We start from the raw sequence: 19,174 nt of genomic DNA, 5'->3' as shown, positions 1-19,174 counted from the left end.
CGCAAAAATGGAAATTGAACCTTACCGCCGGGTCCTGGCCGAGCCCGGCGTGCGGAACCTGCTCCTCGTCGGGCTCCTCGCCCGGATCCCCCACACGGCCACCAGCCTGGTGCTGACGTTGCACACGGTGAAGTCGCTCGGGATGACCTGGACCCAGGCCGGCTTGGTCGGCGCCTCGGCCACGATCGGCATGGCGCTCGGCTCGCCCATCACGGGCCGGTTCATCGACCGGCGCGGGGTGCGGCCGGTGGTGGTGGTCACCATGCTGGCGCAGTTCCTGTTCTGGGTGACCGCGTGGGCGTTGCCGTACCCGGCGTTGCTGGTCCTGGCGGGAGTGAGCGGGCTGCTGATGTTGCCGGTGTTCGGGGTGATCCGGCAGTGCCTGGCGGCGATGGTGCCCGCCGAGAGCCATCGGACCGGGTTCGCGCTGGACTCGATGGCCACCGAGACGTCGTTCATGATCGGCCCGGCGGTGGCGGCCGCCGGGGTGAGCGCGCTGTCCAGCACCACCGCGATGGCGGTGATCGGTGTCGGCTTCCTCTGCTCGGGTCTCGCCTTATTCGCGCTGAACCCGCCCACCCGGTCGGCCGCCGAACTCGCGGCCGAGACCGGCGAGCACATTCCCCGGCGGCAGTGGCTGACGCCCCGGCTGCTCACCGTGCTCGCGATGGGGTCCACGCTCTGTTTCGTGCTGACCGCCACCGACCTGGCCATCGTGGCGACGCTGGAGGACAGCGGCGCCACCGGGTGGATCGGCCCGGTCATCAGCATCTGGTGCCTCTCCTCTCTGGTCGGCGGGTTCGTCTACGGCGGCCTTTCGCGCGGCTTCTCACCCCTGGCCATGATCGCCGTGCTCAGCGCGCTGACCATTCCGGTCGGGCTGGTGGGCGGCGGCTGGTGGTGGCTCTGCCTGGCGCTCATCCCCAGCGGCCTGCTCTGCGCGCCCTCCCAGTCCGCCACCGTCAACATGGTCAACAGGTGGGCGCCCACGGCGGTGCGCGGCGAGGTGATGGGCCTGCACGGCACCTTCCTGACCATCGGCATCGCCGTCGCGGGCCCGATCGCCGGAGCCATCATCGACGGGGCCGGTCCGGCCTGGGCGTTCGCCGGGGCCGGCCTGATCGGCCTGGCCGTGGTCGCCGCGGCCGCTCCGATCTGGCGAAAGGCGCCCAAGCCGGTGCTTGTCTGATCTAGGGGAATGCCCTGCCCTTGAAGATTGCTTTACGGAACCGTTGCGTATCGTAAAGATCATACGATACGGTGTCGTTGCGAAACTAGATCGTATCGTAATTGGGGGGAAATCGTGGAACCAGACACTGGTCACCCGCGCCGCTGGCAGATCCTCGGCGTGATGGTGTTCAGCCTGCTCGCGGTGGTGCTCGACAACACCATCCTGAACGTGGCGATCAAGACGATCGCCGACCCGGTCCACGGCCTGGGCGCCACCCAGAGCGAGCTGGAGTGGGCCATGAACTCCTACACGCTCGTGTTCGCCGGGCTGCTGTTCACCTTCGGCGTGCTCGGCGACCGCTACGGCCGCAAGCGCATGCTGCTGATCGGCATGATCCTGTTCGGCCTGTCCTCGCTGGCCAGCGCGTACGCCCAGGATCCGATGCAGCTCATCGTGGCCAGATCGCTGATGGGCATCGGCGGCGCGGCGATCATGCCCGCCACCCTGGCGATCATCTCCAACGTCTTCCCGATCCACGAGCGCGGCCGGGCGATCGGCGTCTGGGCGGGCGGCGTCGGCATCGCCGTCGCGATCGGCCCGATCACCGGCGGCCTGCTGCTCGAGCACTTCTGGTGGGGCTCGGTCTTCCTGATCAACGTGCCGATCGTGCTGCTCGCGATCGTGCTGATCGCCTCGCTGGTGCCCGACTCCAAGGACCCGCACAAGGCCGCGCTCGACCCGGTCGGCGTGCTGCTGTCCATCCTGGGCCTGGTCTCTCTGGTCTACGGCATCGTCAGGATCACCGAACTGGGCACCGCCGCCGACGCCACGGTCATCGTGCCGTCCGCGATCGGCCTGGCCATCCTGGCCGCCTTCGTCTGGTACGAGAGCCGCATCGACCACCCGGCCTTCGACGTGCGCAACTTCCGCAACGCGGGCTTCTCCACCGCGATCATCACCGTCGGCCTGGTGTTCTTCGCGGCCATGGGCGTGCTGTTCTTCCTGGCGTTCTACTGGCAGATCGTCCGCGGCTTCTCGCCGCTGGAGTCGGGCGCGCTGGTGCTGCCGTTCGCGGTGGCGCAGCTGCTGTTCTCGCCGCAGAGCGCCCGGATGGTGGAGCGGTTCGGCGCCAAGGTGGTCGGCACGGTCTCGATGCTGGTGATCGCCGTCGCGCTGGCCGGATACGTGTTCGCCGAGGCTGACACGCCGCTGTGGATCCTGCTGGTGCTCGGGTTCGTGCAGGGCGCGGCCATGGCCAACATCCTGCCCACCTCGACCACGGCGATCATGAACGCGCTGCCGCGGGAGAAGGCCGGGGTAGGCTCCTCGATGAGCAACGTGGTCCGCCAGGTCGGCGGCACGCTCGGCATCGCCGTGCTGGGCGCCGCGCTCTCGGCCAGCTACCGGGGGAACATGGAGGGCCAGGTCACCGGCCTGCCGCCGGAGGCCGCGCACGCGGTGACCGAGTCCATCGCCGGGGCCGCCGCCGTGACCGAGCGCATGGGCGCCCAGGGCGCGGCGCTGATGGACGCGGCCAACGACGCGTTCGTGACCGGCATTCACTGGGCGGCGGCGGGTTCGGCCCTGGTCGCCCTGATCGGCGCGCTCGTGGTCGCTCGCTGGATGCCGGGCAAGAGCGTGAAGTACGCCCCGGCCCACGCCGCCGACGTGGAGCGGGAATCGGCGGTAGTTTAACCTTCACAAACGCGAGAGGAGGCTCCGAGATGACCGTGATGGGAACCGCCAGGCCCGCGGGGCGTCCCCGGAGTGAGCGGGCGGAGAAGGCGATCGTGGACGCCACGCTCGATCTGATCGGCGAGGGCACCTCGGTGTCCGAGCTGTCGATCGAGGCCGTGGCGGCCCGCGCCGGAGTCGGCAAGACGACGATCTACCGGCGCTGGGCCAACAAGGAGGAGCTGGTCGGGGACGCCCTGGCCACCCTCAAGGCCCCGCTGCCGGTGGTCGAGGGCCGGACGGTGCGGGAGGACCTGGTCGCCTACCTGGACGTGATGCGGCAGGACACGCTCACCCTGCGCACCCGCTGCATCATGAACATCGCGATGAGCGAACCCGACCGCCACCCGAACCTGTACGAACGTTTCCACAAGACCGCCATCGAGCCCCGCAGAGCCGCGATGCGTGCCGTGCTGGAACGCGGTGTGGCCACCGGGGAGCTCCGCCCCGACCTGGACATCGAGCTGGCCATCGGCATGCTCAGCGGCACCATGCTCTGGTACACCAAGGGGGCGGCCCACAACAACACGCCCCTCGCCGACGACCTGGCGGCCAGAATCGTCGACGAGGCCCTACGCGGCTTCCTGTCCCGCTAGCCTTCCCGCCACCGGTTGGTGATGGGAAGGCGCCGGTCGCGTCCGAAGTTCTTGGGGCTGATCTTCGGACCCGGCGGGTACTGGCGGCGCTTGTACTCCGCCGTGTCCACCAGCCGGATCACCCGGGTCACCAGCTCGGGATCGTGCCCGGCCGCGATCAGCTCCTCCCGCCCCAGATCCTGCTCCACGTAGTCGTCCAGGAGCCGGTCGAGCACCTCGTACGGCGGGAGCGAGTCGGTGTCCCGCTGTTCGGGCCGCAGTTCCGCGCTCGGCTCCTTGGTGATCGAGTTCTCCGGGATGGGCGGCGGCGTGGACCGCGTGTTCCGCCACTTCGACAGCTCCCACACCAGGCTCTTGGGCACGTCCTTGATCGGGGCGAAGCCGCCGGCGGAGTCGCCGTACAGGGTGGAGTAGCCGGTCGCCAGCTCGCTCTTGTTGCCGGTGGTGAGCACCAGGTGGCCGTGCTGGTTGGACAGCGACATCAGCAGCATGCCGCGCACCCGCGCCTGCAGGTTCTCGGCCGCCAGGCCGGTCAGCTCGATCTCCTTCTCGAACGCGTTGACCACGTCGGCGATCGGCACCACCTGAGCCTGGAGCCCCTGGCGGCGGACCAGCTCCTCGGCGTCCTCGACGGAGTGGTCGGAGGAGTAGCGCGACGGCATCAGCACCACGTGCACCCGGTCCGGCCCGATCGCGTCGGCCGCGATGGTCGCGGTGAGCGCCGAGTCGATGCCGCCGGACAGCCCGAGGATGACCGACTGGAACCCGTTCTTGGCCACGTAGTCGCGCACCCCGAGCACCAGCGCCTGATACACCTCGGCCCGGTCGTCGAGCCGCTCCTCGATCACCGGCGGCTCGGCCGGATACGCCAGCGGCTCCTCCGACAGCACGACCCGCTCCACGGTGATCGTCGTCCCGTCCGCGGCGTCCACCTGGAACTCCCCGGGCGCGCCCGAGCCCAGCGGCAGCTCCAGATCGGTGACCAGCAGCTCCTCGGTGAACTGCCCGGCCCGCGCGATCAGCTCCCCCTCGGCCGACACGATCAGCGAGTCCCCATCGAAGATCAGCTCATCCTGCCCGCCCACCTGGTTGGCGTAGGCGAGCGCGCACCCCGCCTCCCTGGCCCGGCGGGCGCACAGTGCGAACCGCACGTCGTCCTTGTTCATCTCGTACGGCGAGGCGTTCGGCACCACCAGCAGCCCCGCCCCCGCCTCCCGCGCCACCGAGACGGGACCCCCTTCCTGCCACAGGTCCTCGCAGATGGCCACGGCCACATCCACCCCGTGCAACCGGAACACGGGCAGCCGATCCCCGCGCACGAAATAGCGGTATTCATCGAAGACGCCGTAGTTCGGCAGGTGATGCTTGGCCGTCCGCAGCACCACCCGCCCCTGGTGCAGCAGCGCGGCGGCGTCCAGCGGCGCGCCCTTCGGCTGCCCCACCCGATGCGTCAGCCCGGCCCGGTCGACGTAACCCACCACGACCGGCAGCTCGCCGAGTCCCTCGGCGGCGAGCCGGGCGGCGACCGCCTCGAGCCCGGCGATGGACGCGTCCACGAACGAGGTCCGCAGCACGAGATCCTCCACCGGATACCCGGTGAGGAACATCTCGGTGAACACCACCAGGTGCGCGCCGCGGTCGGCGGCTCGGCGGGTCCACCCGATCAGCTTGTCGGCGTTTCCGGCGAGGTCGCCGACGACAGGGTTGGTCTGGGCGAGGGCAATACGGAGTTGGGCCACGCGACCAGGGTACGGCCCCCGATTTATTGTCGTCAACCTGACGATAAGTTCAGGATCCCGGGCTGACCAGACCGGATTCGTAGGCCAGCACCACCAGCTGCGCCCGGTCCAGCAGTTCGAGACGTTTCAGCAGCCGGTTCACCTCCTCCGCGACCACCTGCTCCGGCACCGCGAGGGTGACCGCGATCTGCCGGTTGGTGAAGCCGCGCGCGACCAGCCGGACCAGATCGATGTCCGGGTCGGACAACCCCGCCGGGGCGGCCGGATCGTGGCGGCCCGCGAAGGCCGCGATCAGGTGCGTGGTCACCGCCGGGTCGATCAGCGCGTCCCCGGCCACGGCCGCCCGGATCGCCGCGATCAGCTGCTCCGGCGGCGAGGTCTTGAGCACGAACCCGCTCACCCCGGCCCGCAGCGCCGAATACAGGTTGTCGTCGGTGCCGAACGTGGTCATCATGATCACCTTCGGCGGGTCCTCCCCGGCCAGGATCCGCCGGGCCGCGGCCAGCCCGTCAAGACGGGGCATCTGGATGTCCATCAGCACCACGTCCGGCCTGGCCAGCCGTACGGCCGCGATGGCCTGCTCGCCGTTCTCCGCCTCGGCCACCAGCTCGAGCTCCGGCTCGCTGTCCAGCACCACCCGCAGGCCGGTGCGGACGAGCGCCTGATCGTCGGCCACCACGACCCGCAACGCCGTCCCGGGCGCGGCGGGCCTGACCGTGACCGTGGCGGCCGGTGACACGTCCAGATGGGACGCCTGGGCGAGGATGTCCTGCTCGAGCCGCTGCAGCGTGGGCCCGAGATCCAGGCCCAGCTCGTCCCTGAGCACCTGCCTGGCCCGGCGGAGCGCGCCCAGCGCGTCGGCCTGCCGCCCGGACCGGTAGAGCGCGACCGCGAGCAGCCGCCACGCCTCCTCCCGCAGCGGGTAGCCCGAGGCGTGCGCCTCCAGGTCGGGGATGAGGGCGGCGGTCTTGCCGAGCCGTACGGCGGCGTCGGCGCGGCGCTCGACGGCGATCAGCCGCAGCTCGTCCAGGCGGAGCGACTCGGCCTGGGCCCACGGCAGGTCGGCGAACTCGGCCAGCGCGGGGCCCCGCCACAACGCCAGCGCGGTGTCCAGCCGCCTGGTGATCTCCTCCAGATCGTCGCCGTCCCGCTTGACCAGGCTCTCGAAATGCCAGGCGTCGACCCGTTCCACGTCGGCGCGGAGCGCGTAGCCGGGCGGCGCGGAGATCAGGATCCCGGCCTCCTCGCGCGGCGCCCGGTCCGGCTCCAGGGCGCGGCGCAGCCGCGACACGTACCCCTGGATCGTGGACAGCGCCTGGGCCGGGGGCGCGCCCGGCCAGAGCTCGTCGATGAGCGTGCTCACCGGAATGGCCCGCCCGCCCGCCACGAGCAGCCGGGCGAGCACAGCCTGCTGCCGCTGCCCGCCAAGATCGAGCACCTGATCGCCGGAGACCGCTTGGAACGGGCCCAGCGCACGAAATATCACCATCGCATGGGTAAGCGTAAAGGCTTCGGCTCGGAACACAATGTCCTGTTCAGGAGGGCTGGCCGGGGACGGGTTCCAGGCGGTCGGCGACGGCCGGCAGCCGGGCCTCGACCAGGGTTCCGCCGCTGTCCGGCGAGGTGATCGCGCAGGTGCCGCCCAGCTCGGCGGCGCGCTCCCGCATCGAGGCGGTGCCCACCCCGGCGCGCCGGTGTGCCGGCAGCCCGACGCCGTCGTCCTCGATCCGCACCACCAGCTGCTCCTCCTCCCGGGCCAGCACGATCCGCACCTGGCCCGCCTGGGCGTGCCGCCGCACGTTGGTGAGCGCCTCCTGCACGATCCGGTACGCGGCGACCTCGACGGCGGCGGGCAGCTCGCCCAGCTCGTCGGCCACCACCGCCACCTTGATCGCCGGGGGCAGCGTCTCGGCGCCCAGCGAGGTCACCGCGCCGGTCAGGCCGAGATCGTCGAGCGCGGGCGGGCGCAGCCCGTACACCAGGTCGCGGATGTCGCCGGCCACGGCGTCCATGCCGGTGCGCAGGTCCTGGAGCAGGTCGTCGGCGGTGCCGGGGGAGCGGTTGATGCTGATCCTGGCCATGTTGATGGTCATGGCCATGGCGCCGAGCGTCTGGCCGAGGCCGTCGTGCAGGTCGCGGCGCAGGCGGCGGCGCTCCTCCTCCCGGGCGGCCAGGATGCGCTCGCGGGAACGTTGCAGGTCGGCGGCCATGCGGGCGGCGTGCGCCACGTCCGCCACGTACGGCAGCAGCGTGGCGATCACCCGCTCGTCGTGGGAGACGGCGAACCGGCGGGTGCCGAGGGGCCCGAGCAGCAGGCGGCCGACGGGCTCGCCGTGCCAGACCAGGTCGATCGCGCGGGGCTGCTCGCCGACCGTGCCGCTCTCCACCCGCAGGCCGTCGATCACCTCGATGGCCGCGCCCGCCACGGCCAGGCCGTCCCGGACCACGGCCACCACCGCGCCGAGGGCTTCGGCGGGGTCGGCCTGCCGCACTTCCTGGATGAGCCGGTCGGCGAGCAGACGGGGGTCGCCGACCCTGCCGTAGAGCACGCGGTCGGAGAAACGTTGCAGGGCTCGCCTGAGCGGCTGGAAGAACGCCCCGGCGAACAGGGCGGCGGCCAGGCCGGCGACCTGGTGGTAGCTGGAGACCAGCAGGCTGGAGAGCGCGCCGACGCTGAAGTAGACGGCGCTGACCACGGCGATCAGCCCGGCGGCGACGATGGTGTGGCTGATCACCGTGTCGATGCCGAACAGCCGGTAGCGCAGCACCGACACCATGATCGCGATGGGGATGAGGCCGGTCCAGAGGCCGCCGATCAGCCAGAAGCCCGGGCCCAGCAGCAGGCACACGACATAGATGGCGAAGGTGAACAGCGGCCACGCGATCTGCCGCCGGGTCACGGCGTCGGCGCGGCGCAGCCGGAGGGTGAACGACACCAGCGCGGCCACGATGCACAGCTCCATGAGCACGTAGACGAGCATGTACAGCTCGGCGTGGAAGGAGCCGAAAAGATCGATCGCCAGCGGGTTGGGGATCACCGCCGGCCGCGGCTTCCCGGTCGGGGCGGGGATGGGGCGGGTGATGGCCAGAAACGCCTGTACTACGGCGCCGGTCAGGGCGATCGGCACCAGCGGGCGCCAGCGCCGGGACGGGAGCCGCCCGTCCGGGGCGAAGAGCGGGACGAGGACGGCCAGCAGGCAGCCGCCCAGCGTCCACGGTAACGCGGCCAGGTCGCGGAGCACGCCCGCCAGCGCGAGATCGCCGTCGGCCGCCGCGCGGAACATCAGGACCGACAGGAGCACGCAGATCGCCGAGCACATCCCGCCGATGCACATCAGCCAGGCGATCTTCAGTTTCGGCTGGTGCGCCAGCAGGAACGCGCCGACCACCGGGAAGGCGAATCCGGCGGCGTAATCGGGGGTGGCGGGCAGGTTGGGCATCCACTCCGGCGGCAGGCCGATCTGGATGACCACGGCCGTCGGCACGATGATCAGCCCCACGGCCGCCATCGCCCACGCCAGCCGTGCCCGTCGCATGTTCTCCCCGTAAATCACCCGTTGGGGAGAGATTATGGCCCGATTATGGTGCGGTCACCAGCCGGGACCTGCGGCGGATGGCGGGGGCCAGGGCCAGTTGGCCGAGGGCGGCTACCAGTCCGAGCGCGCCCGCGCTCGACCACAGGACCGCCGGGCCTACTTCAAGGAGCCGGGTGCCGATGAGCGGGGTGATCAGCGCGCCCACTGACCAGGAGAAACCGTACAGGCCGGAGTAGCGGCCGCGCAGGTGGGCCGGGGCGAGCGCGGCGACGATCGCTCCGGCCATGCCCGAGGTGAGGATCTCGCCGAGCGTCCAGACGGCCACGGTGAGCGAGAATCCGAACGCGGTGGAGGCGAATACGGTCAGGGCGAAACCCAGGCCGACGATGGCGAAGCCGGCCGCCAGCACGGTGCTGTGGTCGCGCCGGGCCAGCCACGTGTTGGTCAGCGGCTGCACGAAGACGATCAGCAGGCCGTTGACGGCCATCGCCCAGCCGTACGCGCTGGTGCCGAGGTCCTTCATGGCCAGCGGGAGGGTGTAGAACGCCTGCAGGTAGACGCAGGTGTAGGCCAGGTTCATGATCACGAAGGCGACCATCAGCCGGTCGCGGAACACCTCGCGGAAGCCGGCCTGGCGCTGCGACGCGGCCGGGCGGGTCTCCGGGATCGCCCGCCAGACCAGCACACCGAAGATCGTGCAGGTGACGGCGTTGATCCAGAACAGCCAGAGGAAACCAGCCTCGGCCAGCCAGCCGCCGGTGATCATCGCGACCGAGAAGCCCAGGTTGAGACCCCAGAACAGCAAGCCGAACGCGCGTGGCCGGTCCTCCGGTGAGACTAAGTCGGCGACCAGCGCCTGGGAGGCCGGGCGGTAGGCGTCCACCACCACGCCCAGCACGAACATCCCGGCCACGATGCCCTGCACGCTGGTGCTGTAGCCGAGCGCCAGCATGGTGGCGGCGGAGGCCAGCATGCCGCCGGTCAGCGTGACCCGGCGGCCGAACCGGTCGGCTAACCAGCCCGCGAGCGGCTGCGACAGCAGCGACCCCGCGCCGAACACCGACAGCACCAGGCCGGTCACGGCCAGGGACATGCCGCGGGCCTGGGTCAGGTAGATCCCGAAGAACGGCTCCACCATGGTGCCGAGCCGGTTCACGACGGTGCCGCCGAACAGCACCCAGAACGGCCGGGGGAAGCCGCCGATCTTGGATTGCAGGAAGCTGGGAGGCGCGGTGGTGGTCACCCGTCAACCTTGGACAACCGGCGCTTAGGGATGCGAATCTTTTAGCGGAGGCTAAAAGATGGCCATCGAATGGCGATTTCGCCCCGACGACGTGGCGCGGCTCAGGTTCGCGTTCTCGCCGCTCTGGGAGCTGGTGTCCAGCCTGCGCGTGCTCCGCACTCCGGCCCGGCACTCCATCCACCTGCCCTGGCTGCGGATCGTACGGCCCCGCCTGCGCTCCTTCGACCTCACCGACCTGCTGGCCCTGGTCCCGCCCGACGGATATTTCCCTGATTTCCTGACTCCGCCGCCGGATACGCCGCTGCCCGACTTCGCGGCCGAACTCCAGCGCGTACGGCTCACGCCGCCGGACAAGGCCGCCGAGGAGGTCGGCTGGGTGGAACCCGTCGACCCGGTCGCGATCCAGCGCTTCCTGCGGGATCCGGCCGAAGGGGTGCGGCGGGTGACGGACACGCTGGAGGCGTTCTGGACGCTGGCGCTGGCCGAGTTCTGGCCCCGGGTGCACGGGCTGCTGGAAGCCGACGTCATGTGGCGCACCAGGCGGTTGGCGAGCGGCGGGGTGCGGGAGCTGTTCGCGGACCTGCATCCCGCCGTGGTCTGGCACGGGGATCGGCTGGTGACCTCGCGGCCGTATCAATACTCGGGGGACATCGCGGGGGACGGGCTGGTGCTGGTGCCGAGCGTGTTCCGGTGGCCGGATGTGGCGGTGTTGTGTGAGCCGTACCAGCCGATGCTGATATATCCGGCGCGGGGGTCGGGGAATCTCTGGTCGGCGGGGGTCCCGTGCACGCCGGGCGCCCTGTCGGCGCTGATCGGAAGAACCCGAGCGCAGATCCTGACCGCGCTGGTCGACCCGGCGTCCACATCGGCCCTGGCCCGGCGCATGGAACTGACGGCGGGCGCGGTCAGCCAGCACCTGACCGTGTTATCCGACGGCGGCCTAGTCACCCGCCAGCGAATCGGCCGCGAGGTCCTCTACCGCCGCACCGCGGTTGGGGATGCCCTGGTATCCGGGGTCTAGCCCCGTTTTCCGCACGTCACCACGCTTGATCAGCTCTGATTACAGCCGGTATCGGATCGGCTATAGCGGCTGGCCTGCGACGAAGCGCCATGCGCGGAAAACGGGTCTAGCCGGTGGTTGGAACTTGGAATACCCAACAGAACGCCGCTGCCGTTGTTGGCGCCGGTGCGGCGAGAACCATCGCTGACGTAAACGGCGCCGGATAACGGCGAGCAACCCCGCCTCATCCTGTCAGAGGGGCAACCTCGCGATGACCGTGGTGCCCGACGCGGATGAAGTGATCGTGCAGGTGCCGCCGAGTTCGGCGGCGCGTTCGCGCATCGAGCCGAGGCCGACGCCCGGGTTGACGGTCTCCGGCAGGCCGACGCCGTCGTCGCTGATCTCCACGATCAGGGCGCTCTCGCGGCGGAGGGTGACCTTGGCCCAGGTCGCCTGGGCGTGTTTGCGGATGTTGGTGAGGCCTTCCTGGACGATCCGGTAGGCGGCCACCTCCACGGCGGCGGGCAGTCCTTCCAGGTCGTCGGCGATCTCCACGATCGGGCCGTCGACCGCCAGTTGCCGCACGGCGCCGGCCAGGCCGAGATCGTCCAGGGCGGGCGGGCGCAGGCCGTACACGAGTTCGCGGATGTCGCCGGAGACGGCGTCCATGCCGGAGCGGAGCTCCTTCAGCAGGGTGTCGGCCACGTCGGGGGAGCGGGGCAGGCTGACCCTGGCCATGTTGAGGGTCATCGCCATCATCGTCAGCGTCTGGCCGAGGCCGTCGTGCAGGTCGCGGCGCAGGCGGCGGCGCTCCTCCTCGCGCGCGGTCAGGATGCGCTCCCGGGAACGTTGCAGGGCGGTGGTGAGGCGCATGGTGTGGGCCGCGTCCGCCACGTACGGGGTGAGCGCGGTGATCACGCGCTCGTCGTGGGCGGCCGGGAACACGCGGCGGCCGGGCGGCCCGATCAGCAGGGTGCCTACCGGCTGGCCGTGCCAGATCAGCGGGACCGCGCGGGCGACCTGGCGGAGCTCTCCGGCGGCGGTGGTCGCGCCGTCGACCTCTGCCCCGGCGCCGGTCACCGCGAGGCCGTCCTTGAGGGTTTCCAGGGCCGCCAGCAGGCCGTGCACGGGGTCGGTCTGCTGGAGGCGGGCCTTGAGGCCGTCGGCCAGGGCGATGGGGTCGCCGCGGGTGCCGTACAGGGCGCGGTCGGCCAGGCGTTGCAGGGCGCGCCGTGTCGGATGGAAGAACGCGCCCGCCACCAGCGCGGCCCCCAGGCCGAACAGCTGGTCCACCCCGGCCAGGAAGAAGCTGGAGACGCCGGTCGCCAGCACGTAGACGCCCGCGATCACGCCGACCAGGCCCGCGCCCACCAGCGCCCGGGTGACCAGGGTGTCGATGCCGAACAGGCGGTAACGCAGCACCGCCACGGTGACCGCGGCCGGGATCAGCGGGATCGTCAGCGACACCGTCCACCAGACCGGGTCGCCGATCACCCACGGCACGATCAGGCCGGAGATGGCCAGCGACGGCCACAGGATCTGCCGCCGCTCGTCCGGACCGGCCTGGCGGAACCGGACGACCAGCGAGGAGAAGGCCAGCACCAGGGCCACCTTGATCAGCGCGGAGAGCAGCAGCCTGGCGTCGTGGTAGTACGGCGCGAACGCCGCCACCGCGAACGGGTTGTGGCCGGTTCTGGGGGTGGACGGGCCGATCAGCACCCGCGCCCAGTCCGCGATCAGGACCAGCGCCGCGAAGCCGCCGGGCACGCACCAGCGGTTGGAGAGCAGGCGGCCGGTCGGGTAGAGCATCGGGAGCAGGATGCCCAGCGCGTAGGTGGTGAGGCTCCAGACGGCCGAGGCGAACAGCCAGAGCAGGAACACCGCCGGGTGGCCGCCCTCCTGCACGATCAGCGTCGCCAGGTTCGAGACCGTGATGTTGGTGGCCGAGCCGAGGCCGCCCAGGCAGAGCAGCCAGCCGATCACCAGGCGCGGGCGGCGGATCACGAGCAGCGCGCCGAAGACGGGGAACGCGGTTCCGGCCACGTCTTCGGGGGCGAAGGGGAGCGGGGTGTAGGTCGGCTGGGGGAGCTGGGCGGTGATCCAGATGTCGGCGAGCTCCAGCGCGATGGAGGCCACGGCGGTGGCGACGGCGGCGGCTTTCGCCCAGGATTCCGGCACCTTCATCCAGCGGGGCTTCACCGGTCCTGCGGTGTACGGCGGCTGCGGCCAGGTTGTCTCCGGCGTGATTCTTGGCGCGGTAAGTGTCAGCGCGTCGGCATACGCCGCCATCTCGGTCGTCCCCCGGTCGGTCATACGGTCGCGCGGACCGTATCGCGTTCGGGTAGATGCCCGATCAAAGACGGATTGCCACGCTTTCCTCCGTATGACGGAGGTTGTGCTGGGGTGGTTCAGCAGAACATGGGGCTTTCGGGGGCGGGGGCTTTCGGGAGGGCTCGCTGTGTGATGGGGGTGACGGCGCTCTGGCCGTACAGGCGTTCGGTGCTGCGCTGGACGCGGCCGGGGGCGAGGACGACGCCGCCGGCGGTGGCGCGCTGGCCGAACACGTCGGTGACCCGCAGGGTGAACGGGCCCGCGCCAGGCCCGTGCTCGAAGACCCAGTAGTTGTCGCCGCCGCGCCGCAGGTCGCGCCAGTGCCCGCCCTCCCTGATCCGGACGCTGCGCAGCGGGTTGCCGTGATCGAGAACCTGGACGGCCAGCCAGTAGACCGACGACCCCGCCTTGACGCGGAATCCGAGCGGATTGTCCACCTTGGGGTTGCGCACCCGGCTGTAGACGACCCTGGTCACGCCCGCGCCCGGTTGGGCGATCTTCGCGAAGGCCGGGCGGCTCAGGTCCAGCTCGCCCTTCCCGCACTTCACGCACTGGTCCACGACCTGCACCCGGACCGTCCCGCGCGGACCGGTCACGTCCAGGTAGCCGCCGCAGGCCTGCGAACCCGCGTACTCCCCGGCCGACACCGACACGAACAACTGCCCCGCCGCCGGCAGCGAGCAGTTACCCGGCCCCGCCGGCGGCTCGTAGAAGTAGGCCCACCCGTTCTCCGCCCCGTCCGCGCACGCCACCGTCCTGGTCACCTGTACGGCGACCGCCACCGCCACCACCACGGCGCACCCCACGACGACCTTCCGCCTGTTTCCCCGCTTCGCGTGCCTCATATATGTACATAGAGCGAGCAATCGATTACGTTACGTAGATCTATATCGCGCCGACTCCAGCAGCCACTCCACATGCGCCCGCGGCCCGGCCAGCAGGCACACCGCCACCGGCGCCACCGTGGCGGGCACGCCCAGCTCCGCGCACGTCCCCGGCAGCGCCAGCGCCGCGTCCCGCAGATCCTCCACCCGCTCCGCGATCCGGTCGGCCACCCACGCCGCCGGATCCCGCACCCCGATCCGCTCGGCCGCCACCCGTACGTAGTTGTGCGGATCGCCCTGCTCCTTCGCCAGCGACGCGATGTCGTTGCACCAGGCGATCACGTCCGAGGACGCGTCCACCAGCGTGCGCCACGGCGGCGAGGTGTGCAGCCGTCCCGGCACGTCGATCCGCAGGCACGGCTCCAGCAAGTCGGTGACGAACCCGCAGAACGCGTGGCGGCGCAGCGCCGGATACTCGCCCGCCGTCGGCACCCGCCCGTACGTCCGGTTGACGGCCTGCACCCGGCAGGCGTCCGCATGGAGATCCAGGCGGTTGGCGAACCTGCGCGCCCAGGCCGGGCTCATCCGGGGCGCCGTCGACCGCCAGAGGTCGGCGAAGGACGCGACCAGCGGCTCGGCGGACCCGTGCCCCGTGCGCATGGTCTCCCGCAGCCGGGCCTGCATCCGGTCGAGCACCCGGCCGTCCCTGCTGCCGGTGCCCTCGTCGCACCAGTCGTCGTACGCGAATGTCCAGGTCAGCCAGCGGGACAGCAGGCGGTCCTCGGGCATCAGGCGGGCCGCGAGTCGGTGGAATCCGGCATCGGTGGGCAGGCCGTACGGGGCGGCCCAGGCGCGGAGCGCGGTCCCGTCGCACGGCCGGGACGAACACCCCAACGGCGGGAACAGCTCGGCAAGCGGGACAAGAATGGCCGCAGCGGACGGTATCCGCAGCTCAGCGCTCATGTGATCACACGCTAGGACAATGTTCACGCGTTGTCCGCGAGGCGCGACGGAGAGTCCGCACGGCGGGCGCGTAACGCATGTGAAACACAGAAAGGGCACACTGGTAGATGCCCAGAGATGTCCATTCCGTGAGGTAGCGCCTTGGACCGCCAGCAGGAATTCGTCCTCCGCACGCTAGAAGAGCGCGATATACGGTTCATCCGACTCTGGTTTACGGACGTCCTCGGCTTCCTCAAATCAGTGGCGATCGCCCCCGCCGAGCTCGAAGGCGCCTTCGCCGAAGGCATCGGCTTCGACGGCTCCGCCATCGAAGGCTTCTCCCGCGTGTACGAGTCGGACATGCTCGCCAAGCCCGACCCGTCGACCTTCCAGATCCTGCCGTGGCGCAGCGAGACGCCCGGGGCGGCCCGGATGTTCTGCGACATCCTGATGCCCGACGGCTCCCCGTCGCACGCCGACCCGCGCTGGGTGCTCAAGCGCGCCCTGGCCAAGTGCGCCGACATGGGCTTCACCTTCTACACCCACCCGGAGATCGAGTTCTTCCTGCTCAGGGAGAAGCCGGAGAAGGGCGTGCGCCCCGAGCCGATCGACGAGGGCGGCTACTTCGACCACACCCCGCACAGCGCGGGCCACGACTTCCGGCGCAACGCGATCATGATGCTGGAGTCGATGGGCATCTCCGTCGAGTTCAGCCACCACGAGGGCGCGCCCGGCCAGCAGGAGATCGACCTCCGCTACGCGGACGCGCTCAGCACCGCCGACAACATCATGACGTTCCGGCTGGTCATGAAGGAGGTCGCGCTGGAGCAGGGCGTCTGGGCGTCGTTCATGCCCAAGCCGTTCACCGAATACCCCGGCTCCGGCATGCACACCCACATGTCCCTGTTCGAAGGCGACCGCAACGCCTTCTACGAGCCCGGCTCCGACTACCAGCTCTCCAAGATCGGCCGTTCTTTCATCGGAGGCCTGCTCAAGCACGCCGCCGAGATCACCGCCGTCTGCAACCAGTGGGTCAACTCCTACAAGCGCCTGTGGGGCGGCGCGGAAGCCATCGCGGGCGCCGGCGGCGAAGCCCCCTCCTACATCTGCTGGGGCCACAACAACCGCTCCGCCCTGGTCCGCGTCCCCATGTACAAGCCCCACAAGGGCGGCTCGACCCGCATCGAGTTCCGCTCCCTCGACTCCGCCTGCAACCCCTACCTCGCCTACGCCCTCATCCTCGCCGCCGGCCTGCGCGGCATCGAACAGGGCTACGAGATGCCCCCCGGCGCCGAAGACGACGTCTGGGCCCTCACCAGCGGCGAACGCCGCGCCCTCGGCATCCAGCCGCTGCCGCAATCCCTCGACGAAGCCATCTCCGTCATGGAACACAGCGAACTGGCCGCCGAAACCCTGGGCGAACACGTCTTCGACTTCTTCCTCCGCAACAAGCGCGCCGAGTGGCGCGACTACCGCCGCCAGGTCACCGAATTCGAACTCGGCCGCTACCTTCCCGTGCTGTAAAGCAGCCCAGTCGGTCTCCGTGTGGGCAGCTCTCACTTGAGCTGCCTCCATGGCCCTGCTTTCATCACGATGCCGATTCGACGCGTCACGCGGCGTGGGGATGGCTCGGGGGCGATAACGACTGGTCAGGGGGTTGAACCACATGAGCCGGGCTTACGTTTCTGGGGCATGAGATACGGAGTGGCGTTGGTCTTGGCGGGGTTGTCGCTGGTCGCGGCCTGTGGTGGGGCTGGGTCGGAGACTACGGCGGTAGCGGTTGAGGAGGTGCAGGCGGTCGCCTTGTGGGGGGCGGAGGGTGGGTTCGTCACTCCGACGACGAATACGCTTCGGCCGCCGCGGGTGGTGGTGTACAGCGATGGGCAGGTGATCGTTGACGCCGGGAAGACGTTCAAGCTCACCGAGGCGCAGCTGGGGGAGACGGTCGCGTCGATGGAGAGGTTCCTGAAGGGGCAGCCGCCGACCGCGACGCCCAAGCCGGACGCGCCCATGGTGACGGATATCCCGGACACCGTCCTCGGCGTACGGGCGAAGGACGGGAAAATGCAGGAGGTGCGGGTTCCGGCGCTGGATCAGGTGGCCCTCTTCTATCCGAAGGAACTGGTAGAGGCGAAGAAGCTGATGGATGGGCTGGCGACCCGGGGCACCTCGGAGGGTACGGACTACGTCGCCACCCGGGTTCGCATGGTCGCCGAGACCGCGCCGGGAGCGGAGGGCACGGTGCTGGCGTGGCCCGCCGGGGTGCCGGAGCCGTCCGGTGCGGTGGATCCCATCTGGAAGAAGGATCTTGACGGGGACGCGGCGGGTGCGATCGTCAAGGCGATCCCGGCGGGGTTCGAGAACAGGCAGTCGCTCTTCAAGAGCGGGTCGGGGGCGGTCTTCGTGGTCTCCTGGCGGTACCTGCTGCCTGACGAATAAGGGGTTTGCAAGCGACTCGCTAGCGGCGGCCTGGATGCTGTACCGACTCATACGCAATCGCAATGATCGGATGTCAGATGTCTAGTATCCTCCGCAGGAGTTGGCTCGCACGGTTAGCCGTCGGCACCGTGGTGGCGGCCTCCGTGGTGGGGCCCGCCGTCAGCGCCCAGGCAGTCACCGGAACAGGGTGGAGCCACGCCGCCGGGTGGGGCCAGAACCAGTTCGGTGAGGTCGGCGACGGCGGCGCCACCGCGCCCCAGGCGTCCACCCCCGTGGCGGTGGACGGCGCCGGGCACGGCTTCACGAAGGTGTCCGCAGGGAACGGGCACAGCGTCGCCATCGGCACCTTCGGCACCGTGTGGACCTGGGGCAACAACAACGTGGGCCAGCTGGGTGACGGTACCACCCAGCGGCGGCTGTCCCCGGTCAGGGTGCAAGGGCTCATCGGCGTCGTGGACGTCGCCGCCGGGGAGGACTTCACGCTTGCCGTGACCTCCAACGGGGCGGTCTGGGCCTGGGGCAACAACTACGCGGGCCAGCTGGGCGACGGCACCACCCAGCGGCGGTTCAGCCCCGTCCAGGCGACCGCGCTGAGCGGCGTCACGCAGGTCTCGGCCGGCATGGACTTCGGCTTGGCGCTGCGCGCCGACGGCACCGTCTGGGGCTGGGGCGAGAACAGCATCGGCCAGCTCGGCCTCGGCACCTGGACCGACCAGCCGTTCCCCGCCCAGCTGCCCACCCTGACCGGGGTCGACAAGGTCGACGCCGGTTACTACCACGCGCTGGCGCGGCGTACGGACGGGACCGTATGGGGGTGGGGCTACAACTGGGACGGCCAGGTCGGCGACGGCACCCAGATTTCGCGGCCGCTGCCGGTCCTGGTGTTCTCCGGAAACGCCCTCGACCTGTCCGCCGGAGGCCTGCACAGCCTGGCCATCCGCAGCGACGGCAGGCTGTTCGCCTGGGGTGACAACACCCACGGCCAGCTGGGCATCGGCACGACCGAGGGCAAGTTGCGCCCGGCCAAGGTGCGCGACCTGGGCCTCAACGTGCGGGTGGTCTCCGCCGGGTACCTCCACAGCCTGGCGCTGCTCGCCGACGGCACGGCGTGGGCCTCGGGCGACAACGAGTTCGGGCAGCTGGGCACCGGCAGCCCGGCGGGCACGCTGATCCCCGTGCAGGTGCCCGGGCTGGCGGCGGTCTCCGGGATCAGCGCGGGCTTCCGTCACTCGCTGGCGGTGCGTGAGGTGCCCAAGCCCGCGTACACGGTCGAGATCGTCTCCAAGCTGCCCCGGCTGGAGCCGGGCGGCTCGCTCACCGCCCAGGTGGTCACCACCGCGCTCAACGGATCGGCGCAGCAGATCGATCTGACCGCCGTGGTCAGCGAGCCCCCGCCCAGCATCGCCGCCTTGCCCCAGTCCGGCGTCGGCGCCACCGTCAGCCCGAAGATCGTAACGGCGGGGGACACCGCCACGCTGACGCTCGTCGCGCAACCGAATGCCCCGCACGGCACCTACGAGGTCGTCGTGACCGCGCGCACCCCCGTCGGCGTCATCCCCGCCGCCAACGTCACGACCGTCTTCACCGTCGAGATCGGCTGGCCGTCGTCGTAGTGCGAA

Annotated in this window: 14 protein-coding genes; 7 read left to right on the top strand and 7 right to left on the bottom strand. The window is 70.6% G+C overall.

Features of this window, described 5'->3' with window-relative positions; translation table 11 throughout:
• The first annotated feature begins 7 nt into the window (after positions 1 to 7).
• The 3 genes from Amac_RS20745 to Amac_RS20735 all read left to right on the top strand — a co-directional run bounded on the left by Amac_RS20745 (position 8) and on the right by Amac_RS20735 (position 3,501).
• Entirely contained in the window at positions 8 to 1,189 is a 1,182-nt protein-coding gene (locus Amac_RS20745; RefSeq protein WP_155356041.1) for an MFS transporter, read from the top strand.
• 114 nt (positions 1,190 to 1,303) lie between these two features.
• On the top strand, positions 1,304 to 2,866 hold the full coding sequence (locus Amac_RS20740) for an MFS transporter (RefSeq protein WP_155356040.1): 1,563 nt from the start codon (positions 1,304 to 1,306) through the stop codon (positions 2,864 to 2,866).
• Positions 2,867 to 2,895: 29 nt separating this feature from the next.
• Positions 2,896 to 3,501 carry a TetR/AcrR family transcriptional regulator gene (locus tag Amac_RS20735; protein ID WP_155356039.1) on the top strand — a complete coding sequence of 202 codons (606 nt, stop codon included), beginning with the start codon at positions 2,896 to 2,898 and terminating at the stop codon, positions 3,499 to 3,501.
• Here the strand turns inward: Amac_RS20735 and Amac_RS20730 are convergent.
• From Amac_RS20730 to Amac_RS20715, 4 genes are read right to left on the bottom strand one after another with little or no spacing between them, the layout of a single operon-like run.
• Positions 3,498 to 5,240, bottom strand: a complete 1,743-nt coding sequence (locus Amac_RS20730; protein ID WP_155356038.1) for an NAD+ synthase — start codon at positions 5,238 to 5,240, stop codon at positions 3,498 to 3,500. The two genes, Amac_RS20735 and Amac_RS20730, sit on opposite strands and share 4 nt — an antisense overlap.
• Before the next feature lie 49 nt (positions 5,241 to 5,289).
• The gene (locus Amac_RS57710; RefSeq protein ID WP_155356037.1) at positions 5,290 to 6,729 is read right to left on the bottom strand and encodes a BTAD domain-containing putative transcriptional regulator; all 1,440 of its coding nucleotides are present in this window, start codon (positions 6,727 to 6,729) and stop codon (positions 5,290 to 5,292) included.
• A 46-nt stretch (positions 6,730 to 6,775) separates the two neighbouring features.
• Positions 6,776 to 8,776: a sensor histidine kinase gene (locus Amac_RS20720; RefSeq protein ID WP_155356036.1), complete on the bottom strand. Its 2,001-nt coding sequence runs from the start codon at positions 8,774 to 8,776 to the stop codon at positions 6,776 to 6,778.
• A gap of 43 nt (positions 8,777 to 8,819) precedes the next feature.
• Positions 8,820 to 10,019, bottom strand: a complete 1,200-nt coding sequence (locus Amac_RS20715; protein WP_155356035.1) for an MDR family MFS transporter — start codon at positions 10,017 to 10,019, stop codon at positions 8,820 to 8,822.
• A gap of 58 nt (positions 10,020 to 10,077) precedes the next feature.
• Between Amac_RS20715 and Amac_RS20710 the strand changes: the two genes are divergently transcribed.
• Positions 10,078 to 11,040 (top strand): ArsR/SmtB family transcription factor, encoded by a 963-nt coding sequence (locus Amac_RS20710; protein WP_155356034.1) that lies wholly within the window; start codon positions 10,078 to 10,080, stop codon positions 11,038 to 11,040.
• Between the two features lie 231 nt (positions 11,041 to 11,271).
• On the opposite strand, the gene Amac_RS20705 is transcribed toward Amac_RS20710, so the two are convergent.
• The 3 genes from Amac_RS20705 to Amac_RS20695 all read right to left on the bottom strand — a co-directional run bounded on the left by Amac_RS20705 (position 11,272) and on the right by Amac_RS20695 (position 15,137).
• Positions 11,272 to 13,332 carry a sensor histidine kinase gene (locus Amac_RS20705; RefSeq protein WP_155356033.1) on the bottom strand — a complete coding sequence of 687 codons (2,061 nt, stop codon included), beginning with the start codon at positions 13,330 to 13,332 and terminating at the stop codon, positions 11,272 to 11,274.
• Positions 13,333 to 13,427: 95 nt separating this feature from the next.
• Complete coding sequence (locus Amac_RS20700) at positions 13,428 to 14,195, bottom strand: expansin EXLX1 family cellulose-binding protein (RefSeq protein WP_155356032.1); 768 nt, start codon at positions 14,193 to 14,195, stop codon at positions 13,428 to 13,430.
• A gap of 30 nt (positions 14,196 to 14,225) precedes the next feature.
• Entirely contained in the window at positions 14,226 to 15,137 is a 912-nt protein-coding gene (locus Amac_RS20695) for a terpene synthase family protein (RefSeq protein ID WP_155356031.1), read from the bottom strand.
• Between the two features lie 141 nt (positions 15,138 to 15,278).
• Here Amac_RS20695 and glnA2 point away from each other — a divergent pair, with 141 nt between their 5' ends.
• The 3 genes from glnA2 to Amac_RS20680 all read left to right on the top strand — a co-directional run bounded on the left by glnA2 (position 15,279) and on the right by Amac_RS20680 (position 19,168).
• The gene (gene glnA2 / locus Amac_RS20690; protein ID WP_155356030.1) at positions 15,279 to 16,640 is read left to right on the top strand and encodes a gamma-glutamylpolyamine synthetase GlnA2; all 1,362 of its coding nucleotides are present in this window, start codon (positions 15,279 to 15,281) and stop codon (positions 16,638 to 16,640) included.
• Between the two features lie 168 nt (positions 16,641 to 16,808).
• On the top strand, positions 16,809 to 17,555 hold the full coding sequence (locus Amac_RS20685; RefSeq protein ID WP_155356029.1) for a hypothetical protein: 747 nt from the start codon (positions 16,809 to 16,811) through the stop codon (positions 17,553 to 17,555).
• 77 nt (positions 17,556 to 17,632) lie between these two features.
• The gene (locus Amac_RS20680; protein ID WP_170322580.1) at positions 17,633 to 19,168 is read left to right on the top strand and encodes an RCC1 domain-containing protein; all 1,536 of its coding nucleotides are present in this window, start codon (positions 17,633 to 17,635) and stop codon (positions 19,166 to 19,168) included.
• Positions 19,169 to 19,174 lie beyond the last annotated feature (6 nt).

It is taken from the genome of Acrocarpospora macrocephala (assembly GCF_009687865.1).
Taxonomy (GTDB): Bacteria; Actinomycetota; Actinomycetes; order Streptosporangiales; family Streptosporangiaceae; genus Acrocarpospora; species Acrocarpospora macrocephala.
Note: the sequence above shows the minus strand (reverse complement) of the source record. Positions and strands in the feature narration are given on the sequence as shown.